Source organism: Streptomyces sp. NPDC002754, assembly GCF_053592315.1.
This window is the reverse complement of sequence record NZ_JBSFVM010000009.1, coordinates 248,134-271,890: the sequence shown is the minus strand read 5'-3', so window position 1 is coordinate 271,890 and position 23,757 is coordinate 248,134. Positions and strand designations below refer to the sequence as shown.

The 23,757-nt window shown below is 71.2% G+C and carries 25 protein-coding genes; 16 read left to right on the top strand and 9 right to left on the bottom strand.

Annotated elements, in window-relative coordinates:
* Positions 1-30: 30 nt before the first annotated feature.
* The 4 genes from ACWD2L_RS21165 to ACWD2L_RS21150 all read left to right on the top strand — a co-directional run bounded on the left by ACWD2L_RS21165 (position 31) and on the right by ACWD2L_RS21150 (position 4,585).
* Positions 31-1,461, top strand: coding sequence for an NAD(P)/FAD-dependent oxidoreductase (locus ACWD2L_RS21165; RefSeq protein ID WP_351330573.1), 1,431 nt, complete (start codon positions 31-33; stop codon positions 1,459-1,461).
* A gap of 318 nt (positions 1,462-1,779) precedes the next feature.
* Positions 1,780-2,895, top strand: coding sequence for a Gfo/Idh/MocA family protein (locus tag ACWD2L_RS21160; protein WP_351330575.1), 1,116 nt, complete (start codon positions 1,780-1,782; stop codon positions 2,893-2,895).
* Positions 2,892-3,851, top strand: coding sequence for a DUF6807 domain-containing protein (locus ACWD2L_RS21155; protein WP_351330576.1), 960 nt, complete (start codon positions 2,892-2,894; stop codon positions 3,849-3,851). Before ACWD2L_RS21160 ends, ACWD2L_RS21155 begins: the two co-directional genes overlap by 4 nt.
* A complete protein-coding gene (locus ACWD2L_RS21150) occupies positions 3,845-4,585 on the top strand; it encodes a cupin domain-containing protein (protein WP_351330577.1) in 741 nt (246 codons plus the stop codon). The genes ACWD2L_RS21155 and ACWD2L_RS21150 overlap by 7 nt, the downstream gene beginning before the upstream one ends.
* A 17-nt stretch (positions 4,586-4,602) precedes the next feature.
* Here the strand turns inward: ACWD2L_RS21150 and ACWD2L_RS21145 are convergent, their stop codons facing one another.
* Both ACWD2L_RS21145 and ACWD2L_RS21140 read right to left on the bottom strand, forming a co-directional pair.
* A complete protein-coding gene (locus tag ACWD2L_RS21145) occupies positions 4,603-5,157 on the bottom strand; it encodes a MarR family winged helix-turn-helix transcriptional regulator (RefSeq protein WP_351330579.1) in 555 nt (184 codons plus the stop codon).
* 56 nt (positions 5,158-5,213) lie between these two features.
* The gene (locus tag ACWD2L_RS21140) at positions 5,214-6,890 is read right to left on the bottom strand and encodes an FUSC family protein (protein ID WP_351330581.1); all 1,677 of its coding nucleotides are present in this window, start codon (positions 6,888-6,890) and stop codon (positions 5,214-5,216) included.
* A gap of 164 nt (positions 6,891-7,054) precedes the next feature.
* Between ACWD2L_RS21140 and ACWD2L_RS21135 the strand changes: the two genes are divergently transcribed.
* From ACWD2L_RS21135 to ACWD2L_RS21115, 5 genes are all read left to right on the top strand, one after another.
* On the top strand, positions 7,055-7,615 hold the full coding sequence (locus tag ACWD2L_RS21135; protein ID WP_351330583.1) for a DUF5134 domain-containing protein: 561 nt from the start codon (positions 7,055-7,057) through the stop codon (positions 7,613-7,615).
* Between the two features lie 110 nt (positions 7,616-7,725).
* A complete protein-coding gene (locus ACWD2L_RS21130; protein ID WP_351330584.1) occupies positions 7,726-8,661 on the top strand; it encodes a M56 family metallopeptidase in 936 nt (311 codons plus the stop codon).
* 62 nt (positions 8,662-8,723) lie between these two features.
* Positions 8,724-9,407: a phosphatase PAP2 family protein gene (locus tag ACWD2L_RS21125; RefSeq protein WP_351330585.1), complete on the top strand. Its 684-nt coding sequence runs from the start codon at positions 8,724-8,726 to the stop codon at positions 9,405-9,407.
* Positions 9,408-9,440: 33 nt separating this feature from the next.
* Positions 9,441-10,136, top strand: a complete 696-nt coding sequence (locus ACWD2L_RS21120; protein WP_351330586.1) for an HAD family hydrolase — start codon at positions 9,441-9,443, stop codon at positions 10,134-10,136.
* Between the two features lie 194 nt (positions 10,137-10,330).
* Positions 10,331-11,041 (top strand): TetR/AcrR family transcriptional regulator, encoded by a 711-nt coding sequence (locus tag ACWD2L_RS21115; protein WP_351330588.1) that lies wholly within the window; start codon positions 10,331-10,333, stop codon positions 11,039-11,041.
* Here the strand turns inward: ACWD2L_RS21115 and ACWD2L_RS21110 are convergent.
* Positions 11,029-12,528 carry an LVIVD repeat-containing protein gene (locus ACWD2L_RS21110; RefSeq protein WP_351330590.1) on the bottom strand — a complete coding sequence of 500 codons (1,500 nt, stop codon included), beginning with the start codon at positions 12,526-12,528 and terminating at the stop codon, positions 11,029-11,031. The genes ACWD2L_RS21115 and ACWD2L_RS21110 overlap by 13 nt on opposite strands.
* 108 nt (positions 12,529-12,636) lie before the next feature.
* Here ACWD2L_RS21110 and ACWD2L_RS21105 point away from each other — a divergent pair, with 108 nt between their 5' ends.
* A complete protein-coding gene (locus tag ACWD2L_RS21105) occupies positions 12,637-13,281 on the top strand; it encodes a DUF305 domain-containing protein (RefSeq protein ID WP_451190488.1) in 645 nt (214 codons plus the stop codon).
* Between the two features lie 80 nt (positions 13,282-13,361).
* A complete protein-coding gene (locus tag ACWD2L_RS21100) occupies positions 13,362-14,714 on the top strand; it encodes a ferredoxin--NADP reductase domain-containing protein (protein WP_351330594.1) in 1,353 nt (450 codons plus the stop codon).
* A 61-nt stretch (positions 14,715-14,775) separates the two neighbouring features.
* Here ACWD2L_RS21100 and ACWD2L_RS21095 read toward each other — a convergent pair whose 3' ends face one another.
* Complete coding sequence (locus tag ACWD2L_RS21095) at positions 14,776-15,150, bottom strand: ArsR/SmtB family transcription factor (protein ID WP_351330595.1); 375 nt, start codon at positions 15,148-15,150, stop codon at positions 14,776-14,778.
* 172 nt (positions 15,151-15,322) lie between these two features.
* Here ACWD2L_RS21095 and ACWD2L_RS21090 point away from each other — a divergent pair, with 172 nt between their 5' ends.
* Positions 15,323-16,405, top strand: a complete 1,083-nt coding sequence (locus ACWD2L_RS21090) for an NADH:flavin oxidoreductase/NADH oxidase (RefSeq protein ID WP_351330597.1) — start codon at positions 15,323-15,325, stop codon at positions 16,403-16,405.
* Between the two features lie 67 nt (positions 16,406-16,472).
* Here the strand turns inward: ACWD2L_RS21090 and ACWD2L_RS21085 are convergent, their stop codons facing one another.
* Both ACWD2L_RS21085 and ACWD2L_RS21080 read right to left on the bottom strand, forming a co-directional pair.
* The gene (locus tag ACWD2L_RS21085) at positions 16,473-16,964 is read right to left on the bottom strand and encodes a nuclear transport factor 2 family protein (RefSeq protein ID WP_351330598.1); all 492 of its coding nucleotides are present in this window, start codon (positions 16,962-16,964) and stop codon (positions 16,473-16,475) included.
* Positions 16,965-16,976: 12 nt separating this feature from the next.
* Complete coding sequence (locus ACWD2L_RS21080) at positions 16,977-17,798, bottom strand: helix-turn-helix domain-containing protein (protein ID WP_351330600.1); 822 nt, start codon at positions 17,796-17,798, stop codon at positions 16,977-16,979.
* 129 nt (positions 17,799-17,927) lie between these two features.
* Here ACWD2L_RS21080 and ACWD2L_RS21075 point away from each other — a divergent pair, with 129 nt between their 5' ends.
* Positions 17,928-18,287: a nuclear transport factor 2 family protein gene (locus ACWD2L_RS21075; RefSeq protein WP_351330602.1), complete on the top strand. Its 360-nt coding sequence runs from the start codon at positions 17,928-17,930 to the stop codon at positions 18,285-18,287.
* Between the two features lie 15 nt (positions 18,288-18,302).
* On the opposite strand, the gene ACWD2L_RS21070 is transcribed toward ACWD2L_RS21075, so the two are convergent.
* From ACWD2L_RS21070 to ACWD2L_RS21060, 3 genes are all read right to left on the bottom strand, one after another.
* On the bottom strand, positions 18,303-19,118 hold the full coding sequence (locus ACWD2L_RS21070) for an amino acid ABC transporter ATP-binding protein (protein WP_351330604.1): 816 nt from the start codon (positions 19,116-19,118) through the stop codon (positions 18,303-18,305).
* 7 nt (positions 19,119-19,125) lie between these two features.
* Positions 19,126-19,914, bottom strand: a complete 789-nt coding sequence (locus ACWD2L_RS21065) for an amino acid ABC transporter permease (RefSeq protein WP_351330652.1) — start codon at positions 19,912-19,914, stop codon at positions 19,126-19,128.
* Positions 19,915-19,976: 62 nt separating this feature from the next.
* The gene (locus ACWD2L_RS21060; RefSeq protein WP_351330605.1) at positions 19,977-20,813 is read right to left on the bottom strand and encodes an ABC transporter substrate-binding protein; all 837 of its coding nucleotides are present in this window, start codon (positions 20,811-20,813) and stop codon (positions 19,977-19,979) included.
* A 218-nt stretch (positions 20,814-21,031) separates the two neighbouring features.
* Here ACWD2L_RS21060 and ACWD2L_RS21055 point away from each other — a divergent pair, with 218 nt between their 5' ends.
* The 3 genes from ACWD2L_RS21055 to ACWD2L_RS21045 all read left to right on the top strand — a co-directional run bounded on the left by ACWD2L_RS21055 (position 21,032) and on the right by ACWD2L_RS21045 (position 23,756).
* Positions 21,032-21,475, top strand: a complete 444-nt coding sequence (locus ACWD2L_RS21055; protein WP_351330606.1) for an RrF2 family transcriptional regulator — start codon at positions 21,032-21,034, stop codon at positions 21,473-21,475.
* Positions 21,476-21,578: 103 nt separating this feature from the next.
* Positions 21,579-22,775, top strand: coding sequence for a globin domain-containing protein (locus tag ACWD2L_RS21050; protein ID WP_351330608.1), 1,197 nt, complete (start codon positions 21,579-21,581; stop codon positions 22,773-22,775).
* Between the two features lie 156 nt (positions 22,776-22,931).
* A complete protein-coding gene (locus ACWD2L_RS21045) occupies positions 22,932-23,756 on the top strand; it encodes a transporter substrate-binding domain-containing protein (protein WP_351330609.1) in 825 nt (274 codons plus the stop codon).
* Position 23,757: the final 1 nt, after the last annotated feature.

Sequence of the window (23,757 nt, the reverse complement as noted above, 5' to 3'; positions counted from 1 at the left end):
CCACGCAGCCCACCCCAGGAGAGATCCGACATGACCACTCCGCGGAACACCAGCGCTTCCCGTACGTCGTCCGTCCCCCGGATCCTGATCATCGGCGCGGGATTCGCCGGTATGGAGTGCGCGCACAAGCTGGAGAAGGAGCTCAAGCCCGGAGAGGCGGTGCTGCGGCTCATCAGCCCCACCGCGCACCAGCTGTATCTGCCACTGCTTCCGCACGTGGCCTCCGGCGTGCTCACCCCGCAGTCCGTGGCGGTGCCGCTGCGCAGGATGCTGCGGCGCACCCAGATCGTGCCGGGCGGCGCGATCGGCGTCGACCCGCAGGCGAAGGCCGTCGTCGTACGGAAGATAAACGGTGAGGTCAGTGTCGAGCACTACGACTACCTGGTGCTCACGCCGGGCAGTGTGACGCGCCAGTTCGACATCCCGGGCCTGGACAAGTACGCGGTCGGCGTGAAGACGCTCGCCGAGGCGGCCTGGATCCGCGACCACGTGATCACGCAGCTGGACCTGGCGGCGGCAAGCTCCGACCCCGCCGAGCGCGAGGCGCGCCTGCAGTTCGTCGTGGTCGGCGGCGGCTACGCGGGCACGGAGACGGCGGCGTATCTGCAGCGCCTGACGACCGCGGCGGTCAAGCGCTACCCCGGGCTCGACCCGAAGCTCATCAAGTGGCACCTGGTCGACGTGGCACCCAAGCTCATGCCGGAGCTGGGCGAGCGGCTCGGCGACAAGGCGATGGACATCCTGGAGCGGCGCGGGCTGCACGTCTCGCTCGGGGTGTCGGTGGCGAGCGTCACGGAGGACACGGTGACGCTCACCGACGGGCGCGAGCTGCCCTGCCACACGCTGATCTGGACGGCCGGTGTCGCGCCCAGCCCACTCGTGGCGACCCTCGGTTCGGAGACCAACCGCGGCCGGCTCGTGGTGACGCCCGAACTGACCGTGCCCGGGCTCGACGGGGTCTTCGCGCTCGGCGACGCGGCCGCCGTGCCCGACCTCGTCAAGGGCGGCGACGCGATGTGCCCGCCGACCGCGCAGCACGCGATGCGGCAGGGCTGGGCGGCGGCCCGCAACATCCTCGCCTCGGTGCGCGGCATCCCGCTGGAGCCCTACCGCCACAAGGACCTCGGCCTCGTCGTCGACCTGGGCGGCATCCAGGCGGTGTCGAAGCCGCTGGGCATCCAGCTGACCGGGCTGCCCGCCCAGGTCGTGGCGCGCGGCTACCACATCGGCGCGCTGCGCACCATGACGGCGCGGTTCCGCACAGCGGCCAACTGGGCCCTCAACGCGGTCGCGGGCGACGACTTCGTCCGCACCGGCTTCCAGCGGAACCGTCCCGCGACGCTCAGGGACTTCGAGATGACCGACGCGTATCTCTCCGCCGAGGAGCTCCACGAGGTGATCGCGGCGCGGGTCGACGGCCGCTCGATGACCCCGGAGAAGCCGGAACTTCCCCTCAGCTGACCCCACCGCTGCCTTCTGGGCCACCCGAACCGGGAAAGGCCCGTCAGGAACATGGCCAGGACCATGACGTTCTTGCGGCCCTTCTGGTCTCCCCAGTGGCCGAGCACCGCGGCACCGATGGGGCGCGCGACGTAGCCCACGGCATAGGTGGCCGCGGCCTCCTCGGCATCGTCCGCCTGGTGGCGGGCGGACGATGCCGAGGTCTCGGCCCGGCGGGCCCAACTCCCCGGCACCCCTTGTCCGGACCCGCGCGCCCCGCTTAGGGTCGACGTAACGGAAAGCGCTTTCCCCTCCGACAGCTCTCCGCGAGGACCCCGCATGCCAAGCCCCGCCCGCCAGGGATCCCGCCTGCGTGCCGCCGTCGTCGGCACCGGCGCGATCGTCACCGGCAGCCACCTGCCCGCCCTCACCTCCCTGCGCGACCGCGTCGAACTCGTCGCCGCCGTCGACGTGGACCAGAGCCGCCTCGACGGATTCCGCGCCCAGGCCGCGGAGGCCGGGTTCGCGGACGTCTCCGTGCACACCGACCTGACCGCGATGCTCGAAGAGGCGCGGCCCGATCTCGTTCTCATCGGCACCCCGCCGGTGTTCCACCGCGAACAGACCGTCGCGGCCCTCAAGTCCGGCGCCTGGGTGCTGTGCGAGAAGCCGCTCACCCTCTCCCTCGCCGAGTACGACGAGATCGCCGCCGCCGAGGAAGCCAGTGGCGCCTACGCGTCCGTCGTCTTCCAGCACCGCTACGGCTCGGGCGCGGTGCACGCCCGCTCGCTGCTGACCGGGGGCGCGCTCGGCCGCCCGCTCGTCGCCCACTGTCAGACGACCTGGTACCGCGACGCCGCCTATTACGAAGTTCCGTGGCGCGGTAAGTGGGCCAGTGAGGGCGGCGGCCCCGTCATGGGCCACGGCATCCACCAGTACGACCTGATGCTGCATCTGCTCGGTGAGTGGACCGAGATCCGGGCGATGGCGGCCCGGCTGGTGCACGACACGGAGAGCGAGGACGTGTCGACCGCGCTCGTCCGCTTCAAGGACGGCGCCCTCGGTACGGTCGTCAACTCCGTGCTCTCGCCCGACGAGACGAGCCGCATCCGCATCGACTGCGAGAAGGCCACCGTCGAGCTGACCCACCTGTACGGACACGGCAACGACGACTGGCGCTACACCCCGGCCCCCGGCAGCCAGCAGCCGCCCGCGCCCACCGCCGACGTACCCAGTTCACACACCGCGCAGCTGACCGCGCTGCTCGACGCGTACGACGCCGGCGCCCGCCCGCCCGGCAGCGGACAGAGCGCCCGCAGCACGCTGGAGTTCGCCGCCGCGCTGTACAAGTCGGCGTTCACCGGTGCCACGGTCGCGGCCGGTGAGATCGGTCCCGGCGACCCGTTCTACGCCGCGATGCACGGCGGCCACCCGGATTGGAGCCCGAAGCAGTGAGTTCCGCAGCAGTGAGCAGCGACATCGGGAACAGCCTTCAGGTCGACCACCTCCTCGGCGACCGCGTCGTGGTGCGCTCCGCGGCCACCGGCGCCGACCTCTTCTCCTACGTCTACAAGCCGGACCCGGACGCCTTCGAGGCCCGCAAGCCGTACGTGCATCCGCTGCGCACCCTGTCCGGCAACCTGGTCTCGGGCTACCGGCCCAATGACCACCGCTGGCACAAGGGCCTGCAGATGACGGCCAGTCACCTCTCGGGGCAGAACTTCTGGGGCGGCAACTGCTATGTCCACGGCGAGGGTTACCTCCCCCTGCACGACCGGATCGGCTCGATGCGGCACGACGGCTTCGACGCCGTCGAGGCCGGTGGCGACGAGCTGAGCCTCACCGAGCGCCTGTCCTGGATCGAGAACGGCGGCGACGAGTGGGCCCGCGAGCGGCGCGGCGTGCGGGTGCACTCCGTGGATCCGGAGTCCGGTTCGTACGCCGTCGACTGGTCGATCGAGCTGACGAACACCCGCGCCGACGGCGAGGCCCTGCGCTTCGGCTCGCCGACCACGGCGGGGCGCGAGATGGCCGGCTACACGGGTCTTCAGTGGCGCGGGCCGCGCGACTTCACGGGCGGCAAGGTCTTCGGGCCCCGAGGGGACGCCTCCGACAGCGAGTTGATGGGGACGCAGGGCCCGTGGCTGGCGTTCACCGGGGAGCACGACGACGTCGACGCGCACTCCACGCTGGTGTTCGAGCACGCCCCGGAGAATGCCGGGGCGATCCACGCCTCGCACTGGTTCGTGCGCTCGGAGCCGATTCCGACGGTCGCGTTCTCCTGGGCGTTCTTCGAGGAGTTCGCGTTGCCGCCGGGCGAGACGTTCCGCTATCGGTACCGGATCGTGGTCGCGGACGGCGCCTGGGACGAGGAGCGGGTGGCCGGCCGCCTGAAGGAGCTGGCGTGGTGAGCCTCGACCGGCCGCTGCCCGGCGGGATCGGCCTCTCGCACATCTCCGCGTACGACTGGCAGGCGGCGGACGGCGTCTGTGGCGGCAGCCCGCATCTGCACCTGGTGTGCACGGAGGCGTACGTCGTGACGGGCGGGCGCGGCGCGGTGCAGACGCTGAGCCCGGACGGCTACCGCGACACACCCCTGGAGGCGGGTTCGCTCGCGTGGTTCGAGCCGGGCACGGTGCACCGCATGGTGCAGGGCGAGGATCTGCGGATCACGGTCCTGATGCAGAACAGTGGGCTTCCGGAGGCGGGCGACGCGGTGTTCACGTTCCCGCCGGAGTATCTGGCCGACCCGGACAAGTACGCGGCCGCGGCCGCACTTCCCGGCCCGGCGGGCCCCGAGGCGGAGGCGGCCGCGCGCCGTCGTCGGGACCTCGCGGTCGAGGGGTATCTGCCGCTGCGCGAAGCCCTCTCCGCGGGCGACGCGGAACCGCTCCGCACCTTCCAGCGGGCGGCCGCCGCCCTGGTCCGCCCGCGCGTCGCGGCCTGGCGCGAGCTGTGGCGCACCGGCGCCCTGGCCACGGCCGAGCGCACGGGCGCCCAACTCGACGCCCTGGAAAAGGGCGACGCCGACGGCTACCTGGCCGCGTCGACCACCCACACCGCGACGCCCACCCGCCACGGCGGCCTGGGCATGTGCGGCCGCCGCGAGGAGTACGGCATCGAGGGAGCGACGGTGCCGCGCTGACCGTGCAGGCACCTACCTCAGCGCGCGGACAGGCTTGAGTGCGGCCCGCTCCCCAGCCGCCCCTCCAGCTGGAGCAGCAACTCCCCCAGCAGGCCGCTGAGTTGTGCGTCCTTCCCCTCGCCGAGGCCCGAAAGGACCGCCCCCTCGTACGCGAGTTGGCTCGGCAGGATCTCGTCGACGAGGGCCCGGCCCTCGTCGGTCAGGCTCAGATGGGAGACGCGGCGGTCGCGGGTGTCGCCGCGGCGGGAGACGAGGCCGCGTTCCTGGAGCTGCTTGAGGCGCTTGGTGACGGCGGCGCCGGAGGCGAAGGTCTCGCGGGCGAGGTCGCCGGGGGTGAGTTCGCGGCCGGTCCTGCGCAACGTGCCGAGCAGGTCGAACTCGGCCCTGGTCAGGCCCGCGTGCCGCAGCGGCGCGTCCTCGGCCTGCTGGAGCAGTGCGGCGCACCGGTTGATGCGCCCGATGATCTCCATGGGGCCGGTGTCGATGTCGGGGCGTACGGCCTGCCACTGCCGTACGACCGACGACACGATGTCGAGCGGCGCCGTTGCCGCCGCGCCTTGCTGCGTACTCATGCCTGCCTGACCGGACCTTCCTCATGGGCCGAACGCTGTGCGTCCGCCACTATCCGCTACTGCTGGGTGCCCGCACCACTCGGGGAGGCGGCGACGCCCGTCCGGGCCGCCTGCCGGCGCACCGTGGCCGCGAGCGTACGGTGCCCGGACTGCTCGGTGGCGAGCACCCGTTCCTCGGGCAGGGCGCGCTGCCACCACTCGCCGGCCGCGGCGTCGGCGGCGGCGCGCAGTTCGACGAGGGCGGCGGCGAGGCCGCGGCGGGCCGTCTCCAGCGCGGCGTGGCCGGGGGCGGGCAGCGCGAGGGTGCGCTCGGCGGCCTCGCGGGCGGTGTCGCTGGTGGTGAGTGCCTGCTCGATGCCGTCGGTGGCGCGCCGGTTGGTGACGGCGATGGCCGCGACGATGCCGAGTACGGCACCGACGAGGGTTTCGACGATGCGGTCGCCGATCAGCTCACCGGGCTCCTGGTAGCGGGCGAACTCGGTGACCAGGAGCGCCATCGGCGTCACGCACAGGCTGCCGAGCCAGTAGTTGCGGGCCATGAACGCCTCGGCGCCGAAGGCGCAGGCGAGGCAGAGCACGACGAGGGCGAGCAGGCTGGCATGGGCGAGCGGGACGACCGCGGCGAATACGAGCACGCCCCCGACGTTGCCGACGACGCGCTGTACGCCACGCTTCCAGGACAGCGTGAGGTTGGCCTGGTAGATCGAGGCGGCGGTGACCAGGGCCCAGTAGGGGCGGCCGAAACCGAGGGCGAGCGAACCGTATCCGGCGAGGGCGCAGCCGATGAACGTACGCAGGACGATGGGCAGCAGCGGCGAGCCGGGGCCGATCCGCCGCCACAACGAGGGCTTGCCGCCCGCGAGCTCGGCCTCGATGCCGAGGAGCTCGTCGTCCATCCCGGCGATCCGGGCGGGCCGCGGCACCGAGCCCCCGCCTCGCAGACCGCCCGCCCAGGCGCGCAGCCGGTCCGCGTCGGTGTCGCCGGGGGCGGCGATGGCGACCTCGGCGCGCAGCACGAGCCGCTCCAGGGCGCGCCGCGCCTCGGTGCGCGCCCCGGTGGCGAGCAGCGACTGCCACGCGGCGTGCACGGCCGCGGCCGCGGCGCCACGTGCGGGCGCGTGCTCGGGCCGCTCGACGTACGCGGCGGCGGCGTTCAGCGCGCGGGCGGTGGCGCGGCGCTCGGGCCCGTGGGGGCGGACGAGGGCGGGGGCCATGCCCACGATCCAGGAGACGGCTCCGGCGGCCAGCGTCAGCGCGAGATGCCCGGGCACCTGCCCGATGATCTGCGGCGCGAACAGCATCGCGGAGCTGATGAACGTGAAGATGAGGTTGCCGGGGGGTCCGATCCGGGTGGCGTCGCACAGCCCCTTCTGCGCGGCGGCGAGCAGCGCGCCGACGGCGACGAGGACGGCCGCGGACGAGGTGAGCGAGGCGGAGACCATGGCGACGACGATGCTCGCGACCATCCCGGCGACCACCCACGCGAGGGCACGCGCGCGTGCCGCGTACGGGAGGTTGTGCCCGTACAGGGCGCACAGGCTGCCCGCCATCGTGTACATGGCGAGGTCAAGGCGGCCCAGGGCGAGCAGTGTCACGTTCGGTATCGCGGTGGCGACGACCACGCTGGTCGCGGGCTTGAACCAGACGTCCGACGGCTTGTTGAGGCGCAGCACTCCGGCGAGCGGGAGGCGATGGACGGCGGGGGTGCGAAGTGACGGGGGTGTGCTGCTCATAAGAAAACCTTAGCAGGTATTTTACCCGTAAACGATGTCGAGTGTTCAGATGCACATTTCTCGCGCGCGACCATCCGTGCTCCTCTGCGCCGCCATACGCCCCTGCGCGCCTGGGCATCTCCCTGACGGACACCGACGACGAGACGGACACGATGGGGGACCCGGTGCACGGACCGCTCTCGGCCGCCTGGCTGCTGGTCGCACTGTGCGCGGCGACCGGCGCGTACTGCCTGCTGCGCCTGCGCAGCGACGTCGAGGAGCAGCGCCGCACGGCCGGCGGCGAGGCCCTGATGGGATTCGGGATGGCGCTGATGGCGGTCCCGGCGGCGGTGCTCACGCCCCCGCACTGGGCGTGGCTGCTGTACGCGGCCGTGTTCGGGGCCGCCGCGCTGCACGCCCTGTGGACCTCCCGGACGGGCACCCATCACCTGCATCACCTGGTGGGCACGTTCGCCATGGCGTACATGGCGGTGGCGATGGCCGTCCGCCCCGCGGCCCACGCGCACCACGGCGGGGCCGGCGCCCCGGTCCTCACGGGCGCCCTCCTCCTCTACTTCACGGTCTACGTCCTGTGGTCGGGCGCCCGCCTCGTTCCGGCCACGACGGCCACGACGGCAACCGGCCCGGCGGTAGCCACCGGCGGCTGGGGCGACCGCCCGGAACTGGCGCGTGCGTGCCGGCTTTCGATGGGGATCGGGATGCTGGCGATGCTGCTCACGATGTAGCGGGCCGATGCCGCTGACATGTAGCGGGCCGATCAACGAAACCGTGGCGTGCGTCACTTGACGCGCCAGGTCATACCCGTGGGTAGCGCTCGCCTCATAAGGTGACGGACATGACGGTCCCCGTAGCACTGTTGCTACTCGGCGCCCTTGCCGCCCTGGTCGCGCCGAGGTTGCTCGCGCGCGCGGACTGGACGGAGCGGGAGCCGATCGTCGCGCTGTGGGCGTGGCAGTGCGTGGTGGCGGGTGTGTTGCTGTGCTGCGCCCTGTCGATGACGTTGAGCGCGGCGGCCGCCTGGGGCGCCGTGCGCGGGCATGTGTTCGCGGCGGCGCCGCACGGGGTCGTGGACGCGTACGCGCTGCGCGCCGCGGGGCCGTGGGCGGCGACCGTCGCCGTGACGCTCGCCCTGGGCGGGGCGTGGACGGCGGCGATGCTGGTGCGCGAGGTGCGCAACGCACGGGCGCGGCGGCGCGCCAGGCGGGCCGAACTCCTGGAGCGCGCACCGCTGTTGCCCGGCGAGGAGCCGGGCCCCGATCGCCTCGTCATCCTGGAGGGCAAGCGCCCGGACGCCTGGTGGATGTCGGGGTCGACGCCCCAATTGATCATCACCACGGCCGCGTTGCAGCGCCTGAAGGGCCGCCAACTGGACGCGGTGCTCGCGCACGAGACGGGTCACGCGCGGTGGCGGCACGACTGGCTGCTGCACTGTTCGGGCGCGCTGGCCTCCGGCTTTCCGCAGGTGCCGGTCTTCGCCTCGTTCCGGAACGAGATGCACCGACTGGTCGAGCTGGCGGCGGACGACGTCGCGTCGCGCCGCTTCGGCCGCATGAGCATCGCGCTCGCGCTGGTCGAACTCAATGAGGACCGGGGAGTGTTCGGCCCCTGCCCGACGCCGCACGCGCAGGTCCCGCAGCGCGTGCACCGGCTGCTCGCGCCGCCCTCGCGCCTGACGCCTGCGCACCGGCTGCGCCTCACGGCGGCCGCGGCGCTGGTCCCGCTGGTTCCCCTCCTGGTCACCTTCGTCCCCGCCCTGCGAGCACTGGGGTAGCACCACGCCGCACCGCCCACCGGGATGGCACGCGCGGCGCCCGATGAGCGAGGATCGTCCCCATGCACCCGGTACGGCTCGACTCCCCGCCCCGACGCCCCCGCCCCGTCCTCGCGCTCACCACCGCCGCACTGGCCCTGCCCTCCGCCCTCCTGCTCGTCCTTGTGGCGTTCCGGTGGGGCCCGCTCATGGACCTCGACCGGGACGTCGCCGGCTCGCTGCACGGACGGGCCCTCGCCGATCCCGGTGTCACGCACGTCAACCGCGTCCTCACCGACTGGGTATGGGACCCCTGGACGATGCGGCTCCTGTGCGCGGTGATCGTGCTGGTCCTCGTATGGCGCCTGCGGGACTGGCTGCTCGCGGGCTGGGTGGCGGCCACCTGCCTGGTCGGCACGCTGCTGCAACAGGGCCTGAAGGCGGCCGTCGACCGGCCGCGCCCCGTGTGGCGCGAGCCGGTGGACTCGGCGCACTATGCCGCGTTCCCCTCCGGGCACGCGATGACGGCGACCGTGGTGTGCGCGCTCGTCCTGTGGCTGCTGCGGCGGTACGGGGCCGGGCGCACGCTGTGGCGCACCGCGCTCGCGCTCGCCGTGGTGTCGGTGCTCGGCGTCGGCCTCACCCGGCTGTGGCTGGGGGTGCACTGGCCGTCGGACGTGCTGGCCGGCTGGCTGCTCGGGGCGCTGACGGTGGTCGTGTCCACGGCGGCGTACGGGAAGTGGGTCGCTCCCAACGCCCGCGCTTGACCTGTGCGTTCGGCACGTCGGAGGATCGACGGCATGACGATCAAAGCCGTGCTGTTCGACTTCTCCGGGACGCTCTTCCGGATCGAGTCCACTGAATCCTGGCTGCGCGCCGTACTCGACGAGAGCGAACTCGTGCTGCCGGACGAGGAGTTCACGCGGGCGGCCGAGGGCCTGGAGGCGGCGGGGGCGCTGCCCGGCGGCAGCACGCATCAGGTGAACGTCCCCGAACACCTCGCCGAGCTCGTCGCCGTACGCGACGTCGACGCTACGCGGCACCGCGCCGCGTACACGGGCCTGGCCCGCGAGGTCCCGCTGCCCGACGAGCGGCTCTACGACGCCCTGTACGACCGGCACATGACGCCCGCCGCCTGGCAGCCCTACCCGGACGCCCGTGAGGTGCTCGCCGGTCTGCGCGAGCGCGGTGTCCCGGTGGCCGTGGTCAGCAACATCGGCTGGGACCCGCGCCCCGTCTTCGTCGGACACGACCTCGACCAGTACGTCGACGCTTACGTCCTGTCGTACCGGCACGGCGTGACGAAGCCGGATCCGCGGCTGTTCGCCGCTGCCTGCGAGGAGTTGGGCGTGGCGCCCGGTGACGCGCTGATGGTGGGCGACGACCGGCACGCGGACGGCGGGGCCGCGGAGCTGGGCTGTGCGGTGCACTTCGTGGACCATCTGCCGGCCGAGACCCGGCCGGACGGGTTGCGACCGGTGCTCGGCCTGATCTGAACCGGCTTCACGTGAAGCGGCGACACCTGAAGCGCCGACACCTGACGACCCCGCACGTGACGCGGCTGCATTTGGACGATCCCCCGCGTCGCCCAAATGCAGCCGGCCCTCCCGCGCACACCACACCCAACAGGCCGGTGGCCGGGAAGCGCTGAGTATAGTTGGCTCCTAGCCAGTCAACGCAGGAGTCAAGAATGTCCCCCCGCAGCGCATCGGTCAATGAGGAGTTGCGCCGACGTTCCCGCGAACGGCTCCTGCAGGCGACGTTGGAGCTCGTCGGGGAGCGCGGGTACGAGGCGACGACGCTCGGCGACATCGCGGACCGCGCCCGTTCGGCGCGCGGTCTGGTCTCGTACTACTTCCCGGGCAAGCGGCAGTTGCTGCAGTCCGCCGTGCACCGGCTGATGCACCGGACGCTCGAGGAGACCCTGGAGCGCGAGCCCAGGACGGAGAGCGGGGACGAGCGGCTGGCCCGCGCGATCGACGCGATCCTCGGCCTCGTCCGCGACCAACCCGTCCTCATGCGCACGCACATGGCGGGGATCCTGCAGGCCGAGGGCTTTGTGCAGTGCCCGGAGCAGCAGCGGCTCGCGGCGCTGCTGCGCGACACCGTCGTACGGCACGGGACGCTCGATGTCGACACGGGCTATCCGATGCTGCGCGCCGTGCTGATGGGCGCCGTGTTCTCGATGCTGGTGCCCGGGGTGCCGATGCGGCTCGCCCCGATGCGCGCCGAGCTGTTCCGCCGCTACGAACTGGAGTGGCAGTGGGGTTTCCCGCCGGACGACGAGGATGACGCGTCGTCCGACGGGAGCCCCGCCCACGGCAGACCGGCCGATTTCTCGCGCTACTTCGAGCCGCTGTCACCGGCCGTCAACGGTGAGCGGACCGGTCAGCCGAAGTAGTCCGGCTGGGTCTGGACGTTGAGCTCGCCCAGCCGGATCTTGGCGGCCGGGTCGGTCCTGGCGTCCTTGATCTTCAGGACGTCGAAGCCCTTCGCGATGTCGTTCGAGTAGACGTACCCGTTGTAGTAGTACGCCGACCAGGAGCCGCCCGTCGTCATCTTGTCCGTGGTGAGCGGGCCGCGCTCGAAGTAGCCGATCTCCTTGGGCTTCGCGGAGTCGGTGAAGTCCCAGACGGAGACGCCGCCCTGGTACCAGGCCTGCACCATGAGGTCCTTGCCCTTGACCGGGATCAGCGAGCCGTTGTGCGCGACACAGTTCTCGGTGTCGGCCTGGTGGCGCGGGATCTTGAAGTAGCTCTTGAAGACGAGCTTGCGCTTGTCGCCCTTGCCGGTGATGTCGTAGATGCCGTCGGCGCCGCGGTCCGGGCCGATCTCCGCGTTGCAGGTGGCCGCGCCACCGCCGCCCAGCTCGTCGGTGAAGACGACCTTGTTGGCCTTCTGGTTGAAGGTCGCCGAGTGCCAGAACGCGAAGTTGACGTTGTCCTGGACCTGGTCGATGACCTTCGGGTTCGCCGGGTCCTTGATGGAGAACAGGATGCCGTCGCCCATGCAGGCGCCCGCCGCGAGGTCCTTGGAGGGCAGGACCGTGATGTCGTGGCAGCCGGTGGTCTTGGAGACGCCCGGGTTGGTGGGCGCGCCGGGGTTGCCGCCGCCGTCCTCGCCCTCACCGGGGAAGAGGACCGGGAAGTTCACCACGGCAGCCTTCTGCGGCGCCTTGCGGGGCACCTTGATGACCGAGATGCCGTCGTGCGGCGGCTGGCAGTCCGGGAACGTCGCGCTCGGCGAGTACGAGGAGACGTACACGTAGACGTTCTTCTTCTCGGGCACCAGGGTGTGCGTGTGCGAGCCGCACGAGGTCTCGACGGCGGAGACGTACTTCGGGTTCGCCTTGTCGCTGATGTCGAAGACCTTCATGCCCTCCCAGGACGACTTCTCGGTCGCCGGCTGGGTGGTGGAGGCGCAGGAGTCGTCGCTGCGGGAGCTGTCCGTGGAGAGGAACAGCAGGTTCCCGGAGACGGAGACGTCGTTCTGGGAGCCGGGACACAGCACCTGGGCGACCGTCTTCGGCGCCTTCGGGTTGCTGATGTCGAAGACGCGGAACCCGTCGTAGTTCCCGGCGAAGGCGTACTTGCCCTGGAAGGCGAGGTCCGAGTTGGTGCCGGGCAGCGCGTCCTTGGGGATGTTGGTGACGTGCTGGATGTTGTCGGAGTGGACGATCTCGTCCTGGCCGGGTATGTCGCCGGCGGATATCGCCTTCTCGACCTCGGTCTCGGTGCTCTTTGAAACGCTCTTGGGAGCCGACGACTTGTCGCCCGGGTCGGGCGTCGCCGAGACGGGGCCCGCGGCGAGCAGCGCCGCGAGGAGTCCGGCCGCCGCGGTGGCAACTCCCAGGCGTCTGCGCCGTGTTCGGGGGGAGTACAGGGTCACTGTTGTCTCCTTGAGTGACGGTGACTTCGCTCGTACGTGAACGATTCACGGATCTCCCCGAGTATCGTCTTCCTCATGCACAGATCAATAGGTGGCAACGCAATCGTCATGAAAGTTGCTGCCGCCGCGCTGGCGGCGGTGTCGGCGCTGGCATTGACCGGATGCGACTCGGGGGGCTCGGACGAGGCCGGTGGGTCCAACTCCCGCCCGTCCGACGGACCTTCGGTCATCGCGCCGGGCAAACCGGGCGACGCGGCCGAGACCTTGTCGGCCAAGGACGCGAAACAGCGCGGGTCGGACGACACCCCGAACTCCGCCGACGTGACCTACGCGCAGATGATGATCCCGCACCACGAGCAGGCCCTGAAGATGACCCGACTGGCCCCGAAACAGGCCGAGTCGGAGCAGGTCAAGGGGCTCGCCGAGCGGATCACCGCCGCGCAGGGGCCGGAGATCGAGACGATGCGCGGCTGGTTGCAGAAGTACGGTCGCGACACCGCACCCGAGGGCCACCACGCGCACGACGCGATGCCGGGGATGGCGACGGAGGCACAGCTGAAGAAGTTGAAGGCGGCCAGCGGCAAGGCGTTCGACGAGCTGTTCCTGAAGCTGATGATCACGCATCACCAGGGGGCCGTGACGATGGCCACGGAGGTCAAGAGCGGCGGGAACAACGTGCAGGTCGAAGAGATGGCCGACGATGTGATCGCGCAGCAGACCAGCGAGATCGAGCGGATGCGCGACATGTCCTGAGCGCCGCCGCGCCCTCTCCCCCACCGGGCCTCCCGGTGTCATGCTGAGACACATCAGCACCCCGGCGGAGGGAGCCTCCCGTGCCGCACATCGCCGTCGTCGGCTCGGGTCCGAGCGGGGTCTACACCGCGCAGGGCCTCGTGGGGCAGGATCGCGTTCCGGACATCCGCGTCGATGTGCTCGACCGGCTCCCCTGCCCGTACGGGCTCGTGCGCTACGGCGTCGCACCGGACCACGAGAAGATCAAGTCGTTGCAGAACAATCTGCGCGCGGTCCTGGAGGACGAGCGGGTCCGCTTCCTCGGCGGCGTGGAGATCGGCCGGGCCCTGCCGCCCGCGAAGCTCCTGGAGCTGTACGACGCGGTGGTGTACTGCGTGGGCGCGGCGGCCGACCGGCGGCTCGGGTTGCCGGGCGAGGACCTGCCGGGCAGTTGGTCGGCGACCGACTTCGTGGCCTGGTACAGCGCCCACCCGGACGCGGTCGACGGCGGCTTCGTACGGGGCGTGCACACGGCCGTCGCCATCGGCGTGGGCAATGTGTCGGTGGACGTGACCCGGATGCTGGCCCGCGGCGCCGCCGAACTCCTGCCCACGGACATGCCGGGCGCCGCGCTCGACACACTCGCCGCGAGCGAGGTCCGGGACGTGCACATGGTGGGTCGGCGCGGCCCCTCGCAGGCCCGTTTCACCACGAAGGAACTGCGCGAGCTGGGCGGCCTTCCGGACACGCAAGTACGGGTCGATGAGCGCGAGTTGACGCTCGACCCGGCGTACGACGACCCCTCCGCGCTGCCCGCCGCTCAGCGGCGCAACGTGGAGGTGCTGCGCAGCTGGGCCGCCGAGCCACCACGGCGTACGCGGCGCCGGATCCATCTGCGCTTCTACCTGCGGCCTACCGAGGTGCTCGCGGGCGGCGACGGCCGGGTGGCCGGGGTGCGCTTCGAGCGGACGCGGCCCGACGGACACGGGGGCGTGACCGGCACGGGTGACTTCGAGGAGATCGGGGCGGAGCTGGTGCTGCGGTCGGTGGGCTATCGCGGAGTGCCGCTGGAGGGCCTGCCGTTCGACGAGAGGAGCGGCACCGTGCCGCATGCGGCGGGGCGGGTGCTGCGGGACGCGCGGGTGACGCCGGGCGAGTACGTCGCCGGGTGGATCAAGCGCGGCCCGACCGGCGTGATCGGCACCAACCGCCCCTGCGCCAAGGAGACGGTCACCTCACTCCTGGACGACGCCGCCGCGCTCGCGGACCCCGCCCTCGTAGGCACCACGCGGGATCCGCTGAGCGGGCTGATCGCGGCCGGGGCGCGGCCCGTGCGGTGGGACGGGTGGCGGGCGATCGAGCGGGCCGAGGCGGAGTTGGGGCGGGGGCTCGGGCGGGGCTCGGTGAAGATCCCGGACTGGGACGGCCTGTTGGGCGCGGCGCGGGGTTCGTAGGCAACGCCAGCCAGCCCCGTTCAGCGCCCGCCGGTCCCGTTCAGCGCCCATCGGCCTCGTTTCAGCGCCCGTCGAGCCGGCCCTCCTGCCGGGCGGCCGCGTCGAGGACGGCGTCGAGGAGGCCGGGGAAGAGTGTGTCCAGGTCGGCCCGGCGCAGGCCGTTGAGCTTGGCGGTCCCCCGGTAGACCTGCTCGATCACTCCGGCCTCGCGCAGCACACGGAAGTGGTGCGTGGTGGTCGACTTGCTGACGGGCAGGTCGAAGGCCGAACAGGACAGCTCGGCCTCCGCCGAGGCCGCCATCTCCCGGACGACGGCGAGCCGCATCGGGTCGGACAGCGCGTGCAGCACCGCTTCGAGCCGGATGTCCGTGCGGTCGGGGTGCGCGAGCGTGCGGCCGCCGGCGGCGGTCCCGATGTGCGGTGCTGCGGTCGTCATGGACGACTCCCCTTTTGCGGCGCGGGTGGCTGGATGCGTGCGGTGCGTCACGGCCATTGTACGAGAATCATCGTAGTTTGACATCTGCCGTACTACGGCGGCTATCGTACTAACGAGGTCCTCGCCGCCATCCGCGAGGCAATTCCGCGATCCACACCGAATGGAGTCCGCCGTGAGCGCACTGTTCGAGCCCTACACCCTGCGGTCCGTGACCATCCCCAACCGTGTGTGGATGCCGCCGATGTGCCAGTACAGCGCGGCTCCCGAGGGTCCGCTCACCGGTGCGCCGAACGACTGGCACTTCCAGCACTACGGGGCGCGCGCCGCGGGCGGCACCGGCCTGATCATCGTCGAGGCGACGGCCGTCTCCCCCGAGGGCCGGATCTCCCCGCAGGACCTCGGGATCTGGAACGACGCGCAGGTCGAGGCGTTCCGCCGGATCACATCGTTCCTGAAGACGCAGAACACGGTGCCGGGCATCCAGCTCGGTCATGCCGGCCGCAAGGCGTCGACCGATCAGCCCTGGAAGGGTGGCGCGCCGGTGGGGCCGGACGCGTACGGCTGGGAGGCCGTCGCCCCGAGTGCGGTTGCCTTCGACGAGCAGCACCCGGTCCCGGCCGAGCTGACCGTGGACGGCATCAAGGAGATCGTCCAGCAGTTCGTCGACGCCGCCCGCCGCTCCCTTGACGCCGGTTTCCAGGTCATCGAGCTGCACGGCGCGCACGGCTACCTCATCGGCGAGTTCCTCTCCCCGCACTCCAACAAGCGCACCGACGAGTACGGCGGCTCCTACGAGAACCGCACCCGGTTCGCCCTCGAGGTCGTGGACGCGGTCCGCGAGGTGTGGCCCGAGGAGCTGCCGCTGCTCTTCCGTATCTCCGCGACCGACTGGCTGGACGGCGAGGAGGGCTGGACGGGCGACGACACCGTCCGGTTCGCCGCCGAGCTGAAGACCCACGGCGTGGACCTGATCGACGTATCGACCGGTGGCAACGCGGCGGGCGTCCGCATCCCGCTCGGCCCCGGCTACCAGGTTCCCTTCGCGGCCCGCGTCCGTAACGAGGCCGGGGTCCCGGCCGCAGCGGTCGGCCTCATCACCGAGGTCGAGCAGGCCGAGAAGATCCTCGCCAACGGTGAGGCCGACGCGGTCCTCCTCGGCCGCGAGCTCCTCCGCGACCCGTCCTTCGCCCGCCACGCGGCGCGCGAGCTGGGCGCGCAGAGCCACGTGCCGGACCAGTACCACCGCTCGGTCTGAGCGGACGGCCGTACGCCCCCGTGGTCCGCCGACCACGGGGGCGTACGCGTGACCTCGGGCACGCGGCTCACCGCGCCCGGTCGGCCCCGCCCACATGTTCCGTCGGTCCACCGAAGGGGAGGACCAGGGTCCGGCTCGCCATCAGCCAGCGGCCGTCCAGCCTGCGGAAGGTGTCCTCGTAGTGGCCGATGTTCGCGGGTGGCCGGGCAGGGACGATCGTGTCGCCGGTGCAGCCGTCGACCCGGTAGGTGGCGAAGTATGTGGTGGCGGTTGCGGTGTCCGGCGTGTCGACGGTGACCAGGATGTTCGTGCACATCCGCCGGGAGAGGCGGTCGGCCGGGCGGCCGTCGAAGTAGGCGCGAAGGGCCTGTCGGCCCTCGATCCTCCGGTTGTCGTAGGGCCATGCCCAGACGCCGTCGGGGGTGAAGAGCTCGCAGACCGTGCCCGGGTCCCCGAGGTCGAGGCGGCGCACGAGTTCCAGGATCAGTCGCTCGCAGGAGCGTTCCGCCAGGAGGCGTTCCAGTGGGCCGAGTTCGTCCGTCGGGTTCTCCTCGATCATCCGCCAGTCCTATCAACTGGGCCCGTGCGCCTGCGAGTTCTTTGCGAAACGGCGACGCGTCGCGTCGTCCGCCGGCAGGAACGTCTCCAGGTGCAGCCCCTCCAGGGCGGCGTCGGCGGGCGTGGTGAGCTGCACGGAGGTACTGAAGAAGCGCAGTGGTCCGGCGCCCGGCACGTCGAGTTCGAGGGTGAGGACGGGGCTGCCGGTGGGAGCGGTGCGGGGCACGGAGGCGAGGTGCCGCGCCGTCTCCTCGGCCAGCGCGAAGTGGCGTGGGTCATGGGTGCGTTCGGCGCGGTGGACCAGCTGGTGGTGCAGGTGGGAGGCCCACTGGGTGAAGTTGCGGATCCGCGGGGCGAGGCCCTCCTCGTGCACGCACAGCCGGATGACGTTGATCGGGGGTTCGAGGAGCCGGGGCGCACACCCTTCGAGCAGCGTGGCCACACCCTCGTTGGCGTCGACGACGTCCCAGTAGGTGTCCAACAACAGTGCCGGGTACGGCATATGGGCGTCGAGGAGCCCCCGCAGTCCGTCCATGACGACCGATAGCGAGGCGTCCGCCAGGTCCCGGTCCCGGTAGTGCGGCGCGTAGCCGCCCGCGAGGAGCAGCTGGTTGCGGGCGCGCAGCGGGACGTCGAGATGGTCGGCCAGGTGGAGGATCATCTCGGGCGTCGGGTGCGCCCTGCCGGTCTCCACGCGGCTGAGGTGCCGGGTGGAGACGGCGGAGCGGTTGGACAGCTCCTGCTGGCTGAAGCGGCGCCGTTCCCGCCAACCGCGCAGCAGCGGGCCGACGGTGCGGTCGGCCGCCGGGGCGGTGGAGTCCACGAGGGTGCTCATGGCGGGCAGCGTAACCGCGGTCCGGCGTACTCCTCATGACCTCACAGGTCATGGAGGTCCTGCCGCGGCCCGCCCACAGTGGTGACACCGAGACACACCGACACACCCCGATCCACCGGAGGTTCCACCATGACCGCACACCACGCCGCCGACGCCTACCTCGCCACCTGGAACGCCCAGGGCGAGCAGCGCACGAAGCTCATCGCCGAGCACTGGGCGTCCGACGCCACGTACACCGACCCGCTGGCCGAGGTGGCGGGGCACGCCGCGCTCGACGCCCTGATCGACGGGGTGCACCAGCAGTTCCCCGGCTGCGTGTTCACGCCGGTCGGTGAAGTGGACGCACACCACAGGCAGTTGAGGTTCCAGTGGGGCCTCGGCCCCGAGGGTACCGAGCCGCTGGCGATCGGATTCGACGTCCTGGTCCTGGACGACGAGGGCCGGATCCAGGACGTCAGGGGCTTCCTCGACAAGGTGCCGACGGCCTGATCCGACCGCCCGACCCTACGACTCCGCGTCCGCGGTCCGCCCGTCCCCCGGGTTCACGACGCGCGCGAGGAACGAACGGGTGCGCTCGTGGCGGGGGTTGGCAAGCACCTCGTCCGGGCGGCCCTCCTCGACGACCACGCCGTCGTCCATGAACACGACGCGGTCCGCGACCTCGCGGGCGAAGCCCATCTCGTGGGTGACGACCAGCATCGTCATGCCCTCGTCGGCGAGCGAGCGCATCACGCCGAGCACGTCGCCCACGAGCTCCGGGTCGAGCGCGCTGGTCGGCTCGTCGAACAGCATCAGCTCGGGCCCCATCGACAGGGCGCGGGCGATGGCCACACGCTGCTGCTGGCCGCCGGAGAGCTGGGACGGGAAGGCGGTCTCCTTGTCGGCGAGGCCGACGCGTTCGAGGTTCGCGCGCCCCGTCCGCTCCGCGTCGGCCCGGTCGCGTCCGAGGACCCGGCGCTGCGCGATGGTGAGGTTCTCCAGGACGTTCAGGTGCGGAAAGAGGTTGAACTGCTGGAAGACCATGCCGATCCGGCGGCGTACGCGGTCGATGTCGAGGTCCGAGTCGGTGAGGTCGGCGCCCGCCACCACCACCCGCCCGGACGTGGGCTCTTCCAGCAGGTTGGTGCAGCGCAGCAGCGTGGACTTGCCGGAGCCGGAGGGGCCGATGACGCAGACCACCTCGCCCTGCGCGACGGTGAAGTCGACCCCGCGCAGCACCTCCAGGTCGCCGAAGGACTTGTGCAGTCCCTGGATCTCGATGGCCGCGGTCGTCATGTCGGTGTCCTCGTCCCGGTGCCCACTGGTGGTTTCCTTCGTCATGCCGGCCTCACCTGGCCTTCGCGTGCCGCGCTTCGAGGCGGCGTACGAGATAGCCGAGCGGGATGGTGACCAGCAGGTAGCACAGGCCCGCGACGAAGATGGGGGTGCTGTTGGCGGACTCGCCCGCCAGGTCGCGGCCGAACTTGGTGAGGTCACGGGTCTCCAGGGAGACACCGAGGAACAGGACCAGCGAGGAGTCCTTGAACAGCAGCACCAGTTCGTTGGTGAGCGGCGGCACGATGACGCGGAATGCCTGCGGGATGATGATCGAGCGCATGGCCAGGGAGCGCGACATGCCCAGCGTGCGGGCGGCCTCCATCTGACCGCGCGGCACCGCCTGGATGCCGGCCCTGATCGTCTCCGCCATGTACGCGGCCGCAACCAGGCCGAGCGCGACGGCCACCTGCCCGTACACCCCGCCGGGCAGCGCCGTGCCGGGGAAGGCGAGCGGCACGCCGACGCCGATGAAGATGAAGATGAGCAGGGCGGGCAGCCCGCGGAAGAACTCGATGTAGATCGAGGCGAGCCAGCGGTAGGGGGCCACGGACGAGAGTCGCATCAGGGCGATGACCAGGCCGAGGATCAGACCGACACCGAAGCCGGAGAGGGTGTAGATCACCGTGTTGACCAGTGCGGTGGTGATCAGGTCCGGGAACATCTGCCGGGCGACGGTCGGGTCGAGGAACTGGCGCTGCAGCTGCCCCCAGTCGGCGAGCGACGCGACGAGCAGCACCGCGGCCACGAGGACCGCGTACTGGACGCCCTGGGTGACCTTGCGCCGACGACGCGGCGACATGCGCGGCCGGTCCGCGGTCGCACGCTCCGAACTTCCGTCCGCGTGCGGTGTCTTCACGGTGCTCACTTCGAGGTCACGTCCTTCGGCATCGGGCCGATCCACTTCTCGTACAACTTCTTGTACGTCCCGTCCTTCTTTGCTTGCGCGATCGTGTCGCTGATCGCGGCGCGCAGCTTGGGGTTGCCGTTCTTCTTCACGGCGAAGCCGTACTGCTCGCCGGTGGGGATGGCGCCGACCACCTTGAATTTGGCCGCGTCGTCGGCGTTGGTCTTGAGCCAGTTCCGGGCGACCGGGTAGTCCTGGATCAGCAGGTCGACCTGGCCGGTGCGCAGCCCGTTCAGCTCGGCGTCGGAGCTCTCGAAGGACACCGAGTCGATGCCCTTGTCGTGCGCCAGGGACTCGCCGGTGGTCGCGGCCTGCGAGCCGAGCGTCCACTTCCCGTGCTGGACGTCCTCGATCGTCTTCGCGTCGACGCCCTTGCGGGCGAGCAGCGCCTGCTCACCGTCGAAGTAGGGGTCGGCGAAGTCGAGGTTCTGCTTGCGCTCGTCGGTGATCGTCATGCCGGCGGCGGCGACGTCGCACAGGCCCGCGTTGAGGTCGGCGCCGGTCTTGATCGTCTCGAAGGACTTGTCGATGACGTCCTGTTTCAGCCCGAGCCGCTTCGCCACGAGGTCCATCAGGGAGACGTCGAAGCCGACGACCTTGCCGTCCTTCTCGAACTGGAACGGCGCGAACGGCAGATGCGTACAGGTCGTGAGCCGGCCCTTGTGGACCAGCTTCACCCCGTCCGCGGTGGTCGTGGCCTCGGCGCCCTTGCTGCACGAGGTGGTCACGGCCACGAGGCCGGCCGCGACCGCGAGCGCGGCGCAGCGGTGGAACAGTCGTGTGGATGAACTCACGGGCTTCCCTGGGACAAGGCGTGGGGGGGGCGGTGCGCGACACGGAGACCCGTCAGCACGGCCCCGAGTGCGGACCTGCGCTGACCTCGGGGAACACCGCGACTGGGCCACTTTGATGCATATTCACGCTCAGGTCAACATTTTTATGCGGGTTCGTTCACGGCGACAACGGCCGGAGTTAATTTGCCTTTCAAATGCAACATTAATAACCTGCGCCCATGCGGTTGACGCGATTCACGGATCTCGCCCTGCGCGTACTGATGCGCCTCGCGGTCGAGGAGGGCGAACTGCCCACCACCCGCGCGGTCGCGGGCGCCATGGAGGTGCCGTACACGCACACCGCGAAGGCCGTCGCCAAGCTCCAGCGGATGGGGCTCGTGGAGGCGCGGCGCGGCCGGGGCGGCGGGCTCGCGCTCACCGGGGCCGGCCGGTCGGCCTCCATCGGCGCACTCGTGCGCGAACTCGAGGGGCCGGGGGACGTCGTGGACTGCGAGGGGACGACGCCCTGCCCCCTGCGTTCGGCCTGCCGCCTGCGGCAAGCACTCCGCGAGGCCCAGGAGGCGTTCTTCGCGACGCTCGACCCGCTCAGCCTCAACGACCTCGTCAAGGCGCCCACCGGCCCGTTGTTGGTGGCCCTTTCGCCGCCTACCGGGGCGGGCTGAGCAGCCCAGCACCCCCGTCTTCCGGGCGTCGGTGCACGTCCACCCGGCAACCACCCCCCGCCTTTAAATACGCATCTGAGATTCAGATTAAGGAGTCCTGTCGATGCTCACCGACCAGTCGGCCGCCGTCGTCCGCACCACCCTCCCCGCTGTGGGCGCCGCCATCGAGGACATCACCGGCCTCTTCTACGAGAAGCTGTTCGCGGCCCACCCCGCGCTGCTGCACGACCTGTTCAACCGCGGCAACCAGGCGGCCGGCACGCAGCGCCAGGCGCTCGCCGGTTCGATCGCCGCGTTCGCCGGGTACCTCGTCGACCACCCGGACGACCGGCCCGACGCGATGCTGGCCCGCATCGCGCACAAGCACGCCTCCCTGGGCGTACGCGCCGAGCAGTACCCGGTCGTGCACCAGCACCTCTTCGAGGCCATCGCCGAGGTGCTCGGCGACGCGGTCACCGACGAGGTCGCGGCGGCCTGGGACGAGGTGTACTGGCTGATGGCGAACGCCCTCGTCGCGATCGAGCAGCGGCTCTACGCGGAGCGGGGCGTGGTCGACGGTGACGTCTGGCGGGAGTGGGAGGTGGCGTCCCGCGCCGAGGAGACACCCGACGTCGCGTCCTTCCTGCTGCGGCCGGCGGACGGCGCCGCCGCACCGGCGTTCAGGGCGGGGCAGTACGTGTCCGTGCAGGTCGAACTCCCGGACGGGGCGCGGCAGATACGCCAGTACAGCCTGACCGGCGCGCCCGCCGCCGCGGGGCGTTCCATCGCGGTGAAGCGGGTCGACGGCGGCGGTGCGGGTCCTGATGGCGAGGTGTCGAACCATCTGCACCGCCATGTGCGGGAGGGCGATCGGCTGCGGGTCTCCGCGCCGTACGGGGACCTCGTGCTGGCCGTCGACGAGGCGCCGCTGCTGCTCGTCTCCGCCGGGATCGGGTGTACGCCGATCCTCGCGATGCTGGAGGATCTGGTGGCTGCCCGACATGCGGGGCCGGTCACCGTCGTGCATGCCGACCGTTCTCCCGGGACGCATGCGTCGCGTGCGGAGCATGCGGCGCTCGCCGCGAAGCTCTCCGAGGGTGCGGCCCACTTCTGGTATGAGGAGGGGGCTCCGGCCGGTGGGAACACGGGGTTCGCGGATCTTACGGAGGTGGCCGTGGGAGCCGGCACGCGAGCGTACCTGTGTGGGCCGTTGCCCTTTATGCGGGCGATGCGAGGACAGTTGCTGGGCAAGGGGGTGGCGGCGGCCGACCTCCACTACGAGGTGTTCGGGCCGGATTTGTGGCTCGCCGCGACGGCGTGATGCCGGGGCTCTGCCCCGGACCCCGCTGCCTCTCGTCCGACAGCGGGGCTTGATCGACCGGTGCGAACTCTTCTGGCAGGGTGGGCCGCTGGGCGATCCGTTCAGCCTGCACCCAACCCGCTCAGCCTGCACCCAACCCGCCGAGGAGTCCTCGCGATGAGCCGTCGTACGTCCAGACAACGTGTCGTCACCCTGTCCGCCCTGGTGTGTCTGCTGGGTCTGACCGCCGCCGCGCCGGCCGCTCCCACGGCGGTGCACCAGAGCGGCAAGAAGGCGAGCCTGCTCGATTCGGTGCCCAAGTCCGTTGTGCTGCGCGTGTGTACGACCGGGGACTACAAGCCGTTCACGTACAAGGACCCGAAGGACGGTTCGTACAGCGGCATCGACATCGACATGGCGAAGGAACTGGCCAAGAGTCTCGACGCGAAGGCCACGTGGGTGGACACCACGTGGGCCGACCTGTCGGGCGACCTGGCCGCCGGGAAGTGCGACGTCGCCGTCGGCGGTGTCTCGATCACGCTGCCGCGCGCCCGCCAGGTGTACTTCAGCGAGCCGACCCGCGAGGACGGCAAGACGCCGATCGTGCGCTGCGCCGACAAGGACAAGTACCAGACGCTCAAGGACATCGACCAGGCGGGAACGACGGTCGTCGTCAACCCCGGTGGCACCAATGAGCAGTTCGCCCGCGCGAACATCAAGCAGGCCACCATCAAGGTCCACCCGGACAACCGCACGATCTTCGACGAGATCGTGGCGGGCCGGGCGGACGTGATGATGACGGACGCGAGCGAGACGCTCTACCAGTCCAAGCTCCACCCCGAGCTGTGCTCGATCCACCCCGACAAGCCGTTCTCGTTCGCCGAGAAGGCCTACGCGACGCCGCGCGGCGACCGCGACTTCCATGAGTACGTCGACCAGTTCGTGCATCTGGCGACGCATGACGGCACGTACAAGAAGTACGAGTCGGAGTGGCTGAGTTGAT

Excerpts from the sequence above, each read along its gene's own strand:
- ACWD2L_RS21145 (WP_351330579.1), bottom strand. The coding sequence starts at position 5,157 with ATGAGTACGCAGCAAGGCGCGGCGGCAACGGCGCCGCTCGACATCGTG.
- ACWD2L_RS21125 (WP_351330585.1), top strand. The coding sequence starts at position 8,724 with ATGCACCCGGTACGGCTCGACTCCCCGCCCCGACGCCCCCGCCCCGTC.
- ACWD2L_RS21115 (WP_351330588.1), top strand. The coding sequence starts at position 10,331 with ATGTCCCCCCGCAGCGCATCGGTCAATGAGGAGTTGCGCCGACGTTCC.
- ACWD2L_RS21055 (WP_351330606.1), top strand. The coding sequence starts at position 21,032 with ATGCGGTTGACGCGATTCACGGATCTCGCCCTGCGCGTACTGATGCGC.
- ACWD2L_RS21105 (WP_451190488.1), top strand. The coding sequence starts at position 12,637 with ATGAAAGTTGCTGCCGCCGCGCTGGCGGCGGTGTCGGCGCTGGCATTG.
- ACWD2L_RS21070 (WP_351330604.1), bottom strand. The coding sequence starts at position 19,118 with ATGACGAAGGAAACCACCAGTGGGCACCGGGACGAGGACACCGACATG.
- ACWD2L_RS21140 (WP_351330581.1), bottom strand. The coding sequence starts at position 6,890 with ATGAGCAGCACACCCCCGTCACTTCGCACCCCCGCCGTCCATCGCCTC.
- ACWD2L_RS21085 (WP_351330598.1), bottom strand. The coding sequence starts at position 16,964 with ATGATCGAGGAGAACCCGACGGACGAACTCGGCCCACTGGAACGCCTC.
- ACWD2L_RS21080 (WP_351330600.1), bottom strand. The coding sequence starts at position 17,798 with ATGAGCACCCTCGTGGACTCCACCGCCCCGGCGGCCGACCGCACCGTC.
- ACWD2L_RS21075 (WP_351330602.1), top strand. The coding sequence starts at position 17,928 with ATGACCGCACACCACGCCGCCGACGCCTACCTCGCCACCTGGAACGCC.
- ACWD2L_RS21050 (WP_351330608.1), top strand. The coding sequence starts at position 21,579 with ATGCTCACCGACCAGTCGGCCGCCGTCGTCCGCACCACCCTCCCCGCT.
- ACWD2L_RS21065 (WP_351330652.1), bottom strand. The coding sequence starts at position 19,914 with ATGTCGCCGCGTCGTCGGCGCAAGGTCACCCAGGGCGTCCAGTACGCG.
- ACWD2L_RS21095 (WP_351330595.1), bottom strand. The coding sequence starts at position 15,150 with ATGACGACCGCAGCACCGCACATCGGGACCGCCGCCGGCGGCCGCACG.
- ACWD2L_RS21120 (WP_351330586.1), top strand. The coding sequence starts at position 9,441 with ATGACGATCAAAGCCGTGCTGTTCGACTTCTCCGGGACGCTCTTCCGG.
- ACWD2L_RS21130 (WP_351330584.1), top strand. The coding sequence starts at position 7,726 with ATGACGGTCCCCGTAGCACTGTTGCTACTCGGCGCCCTTGCCGCCCTG.
- ACWD2L_RS21045 (WP_351330609.1), top strand. The coding sequence starts at position 22,932 with ATGAGCCGTCGTACGTCCAGACAACGTGTCGTCACCCTGTCCGCCCTG.
- ACWD2L_RS21165 (WP_351330573.1), top strand. The coding sequence starts at position 31 with ATGACCACTCCGCGGAACACCAGCGCTTCCCGTACGTCGTCCGTCCCC.
- ACWD2L_RS21160 (WP_351330575.1), top strand. The coding sequence starts at position 1,780 with ATGCCAAGCCCCGCCCGCCAGGGATCCCGCCTGCGTGCCGCCGTCGTC.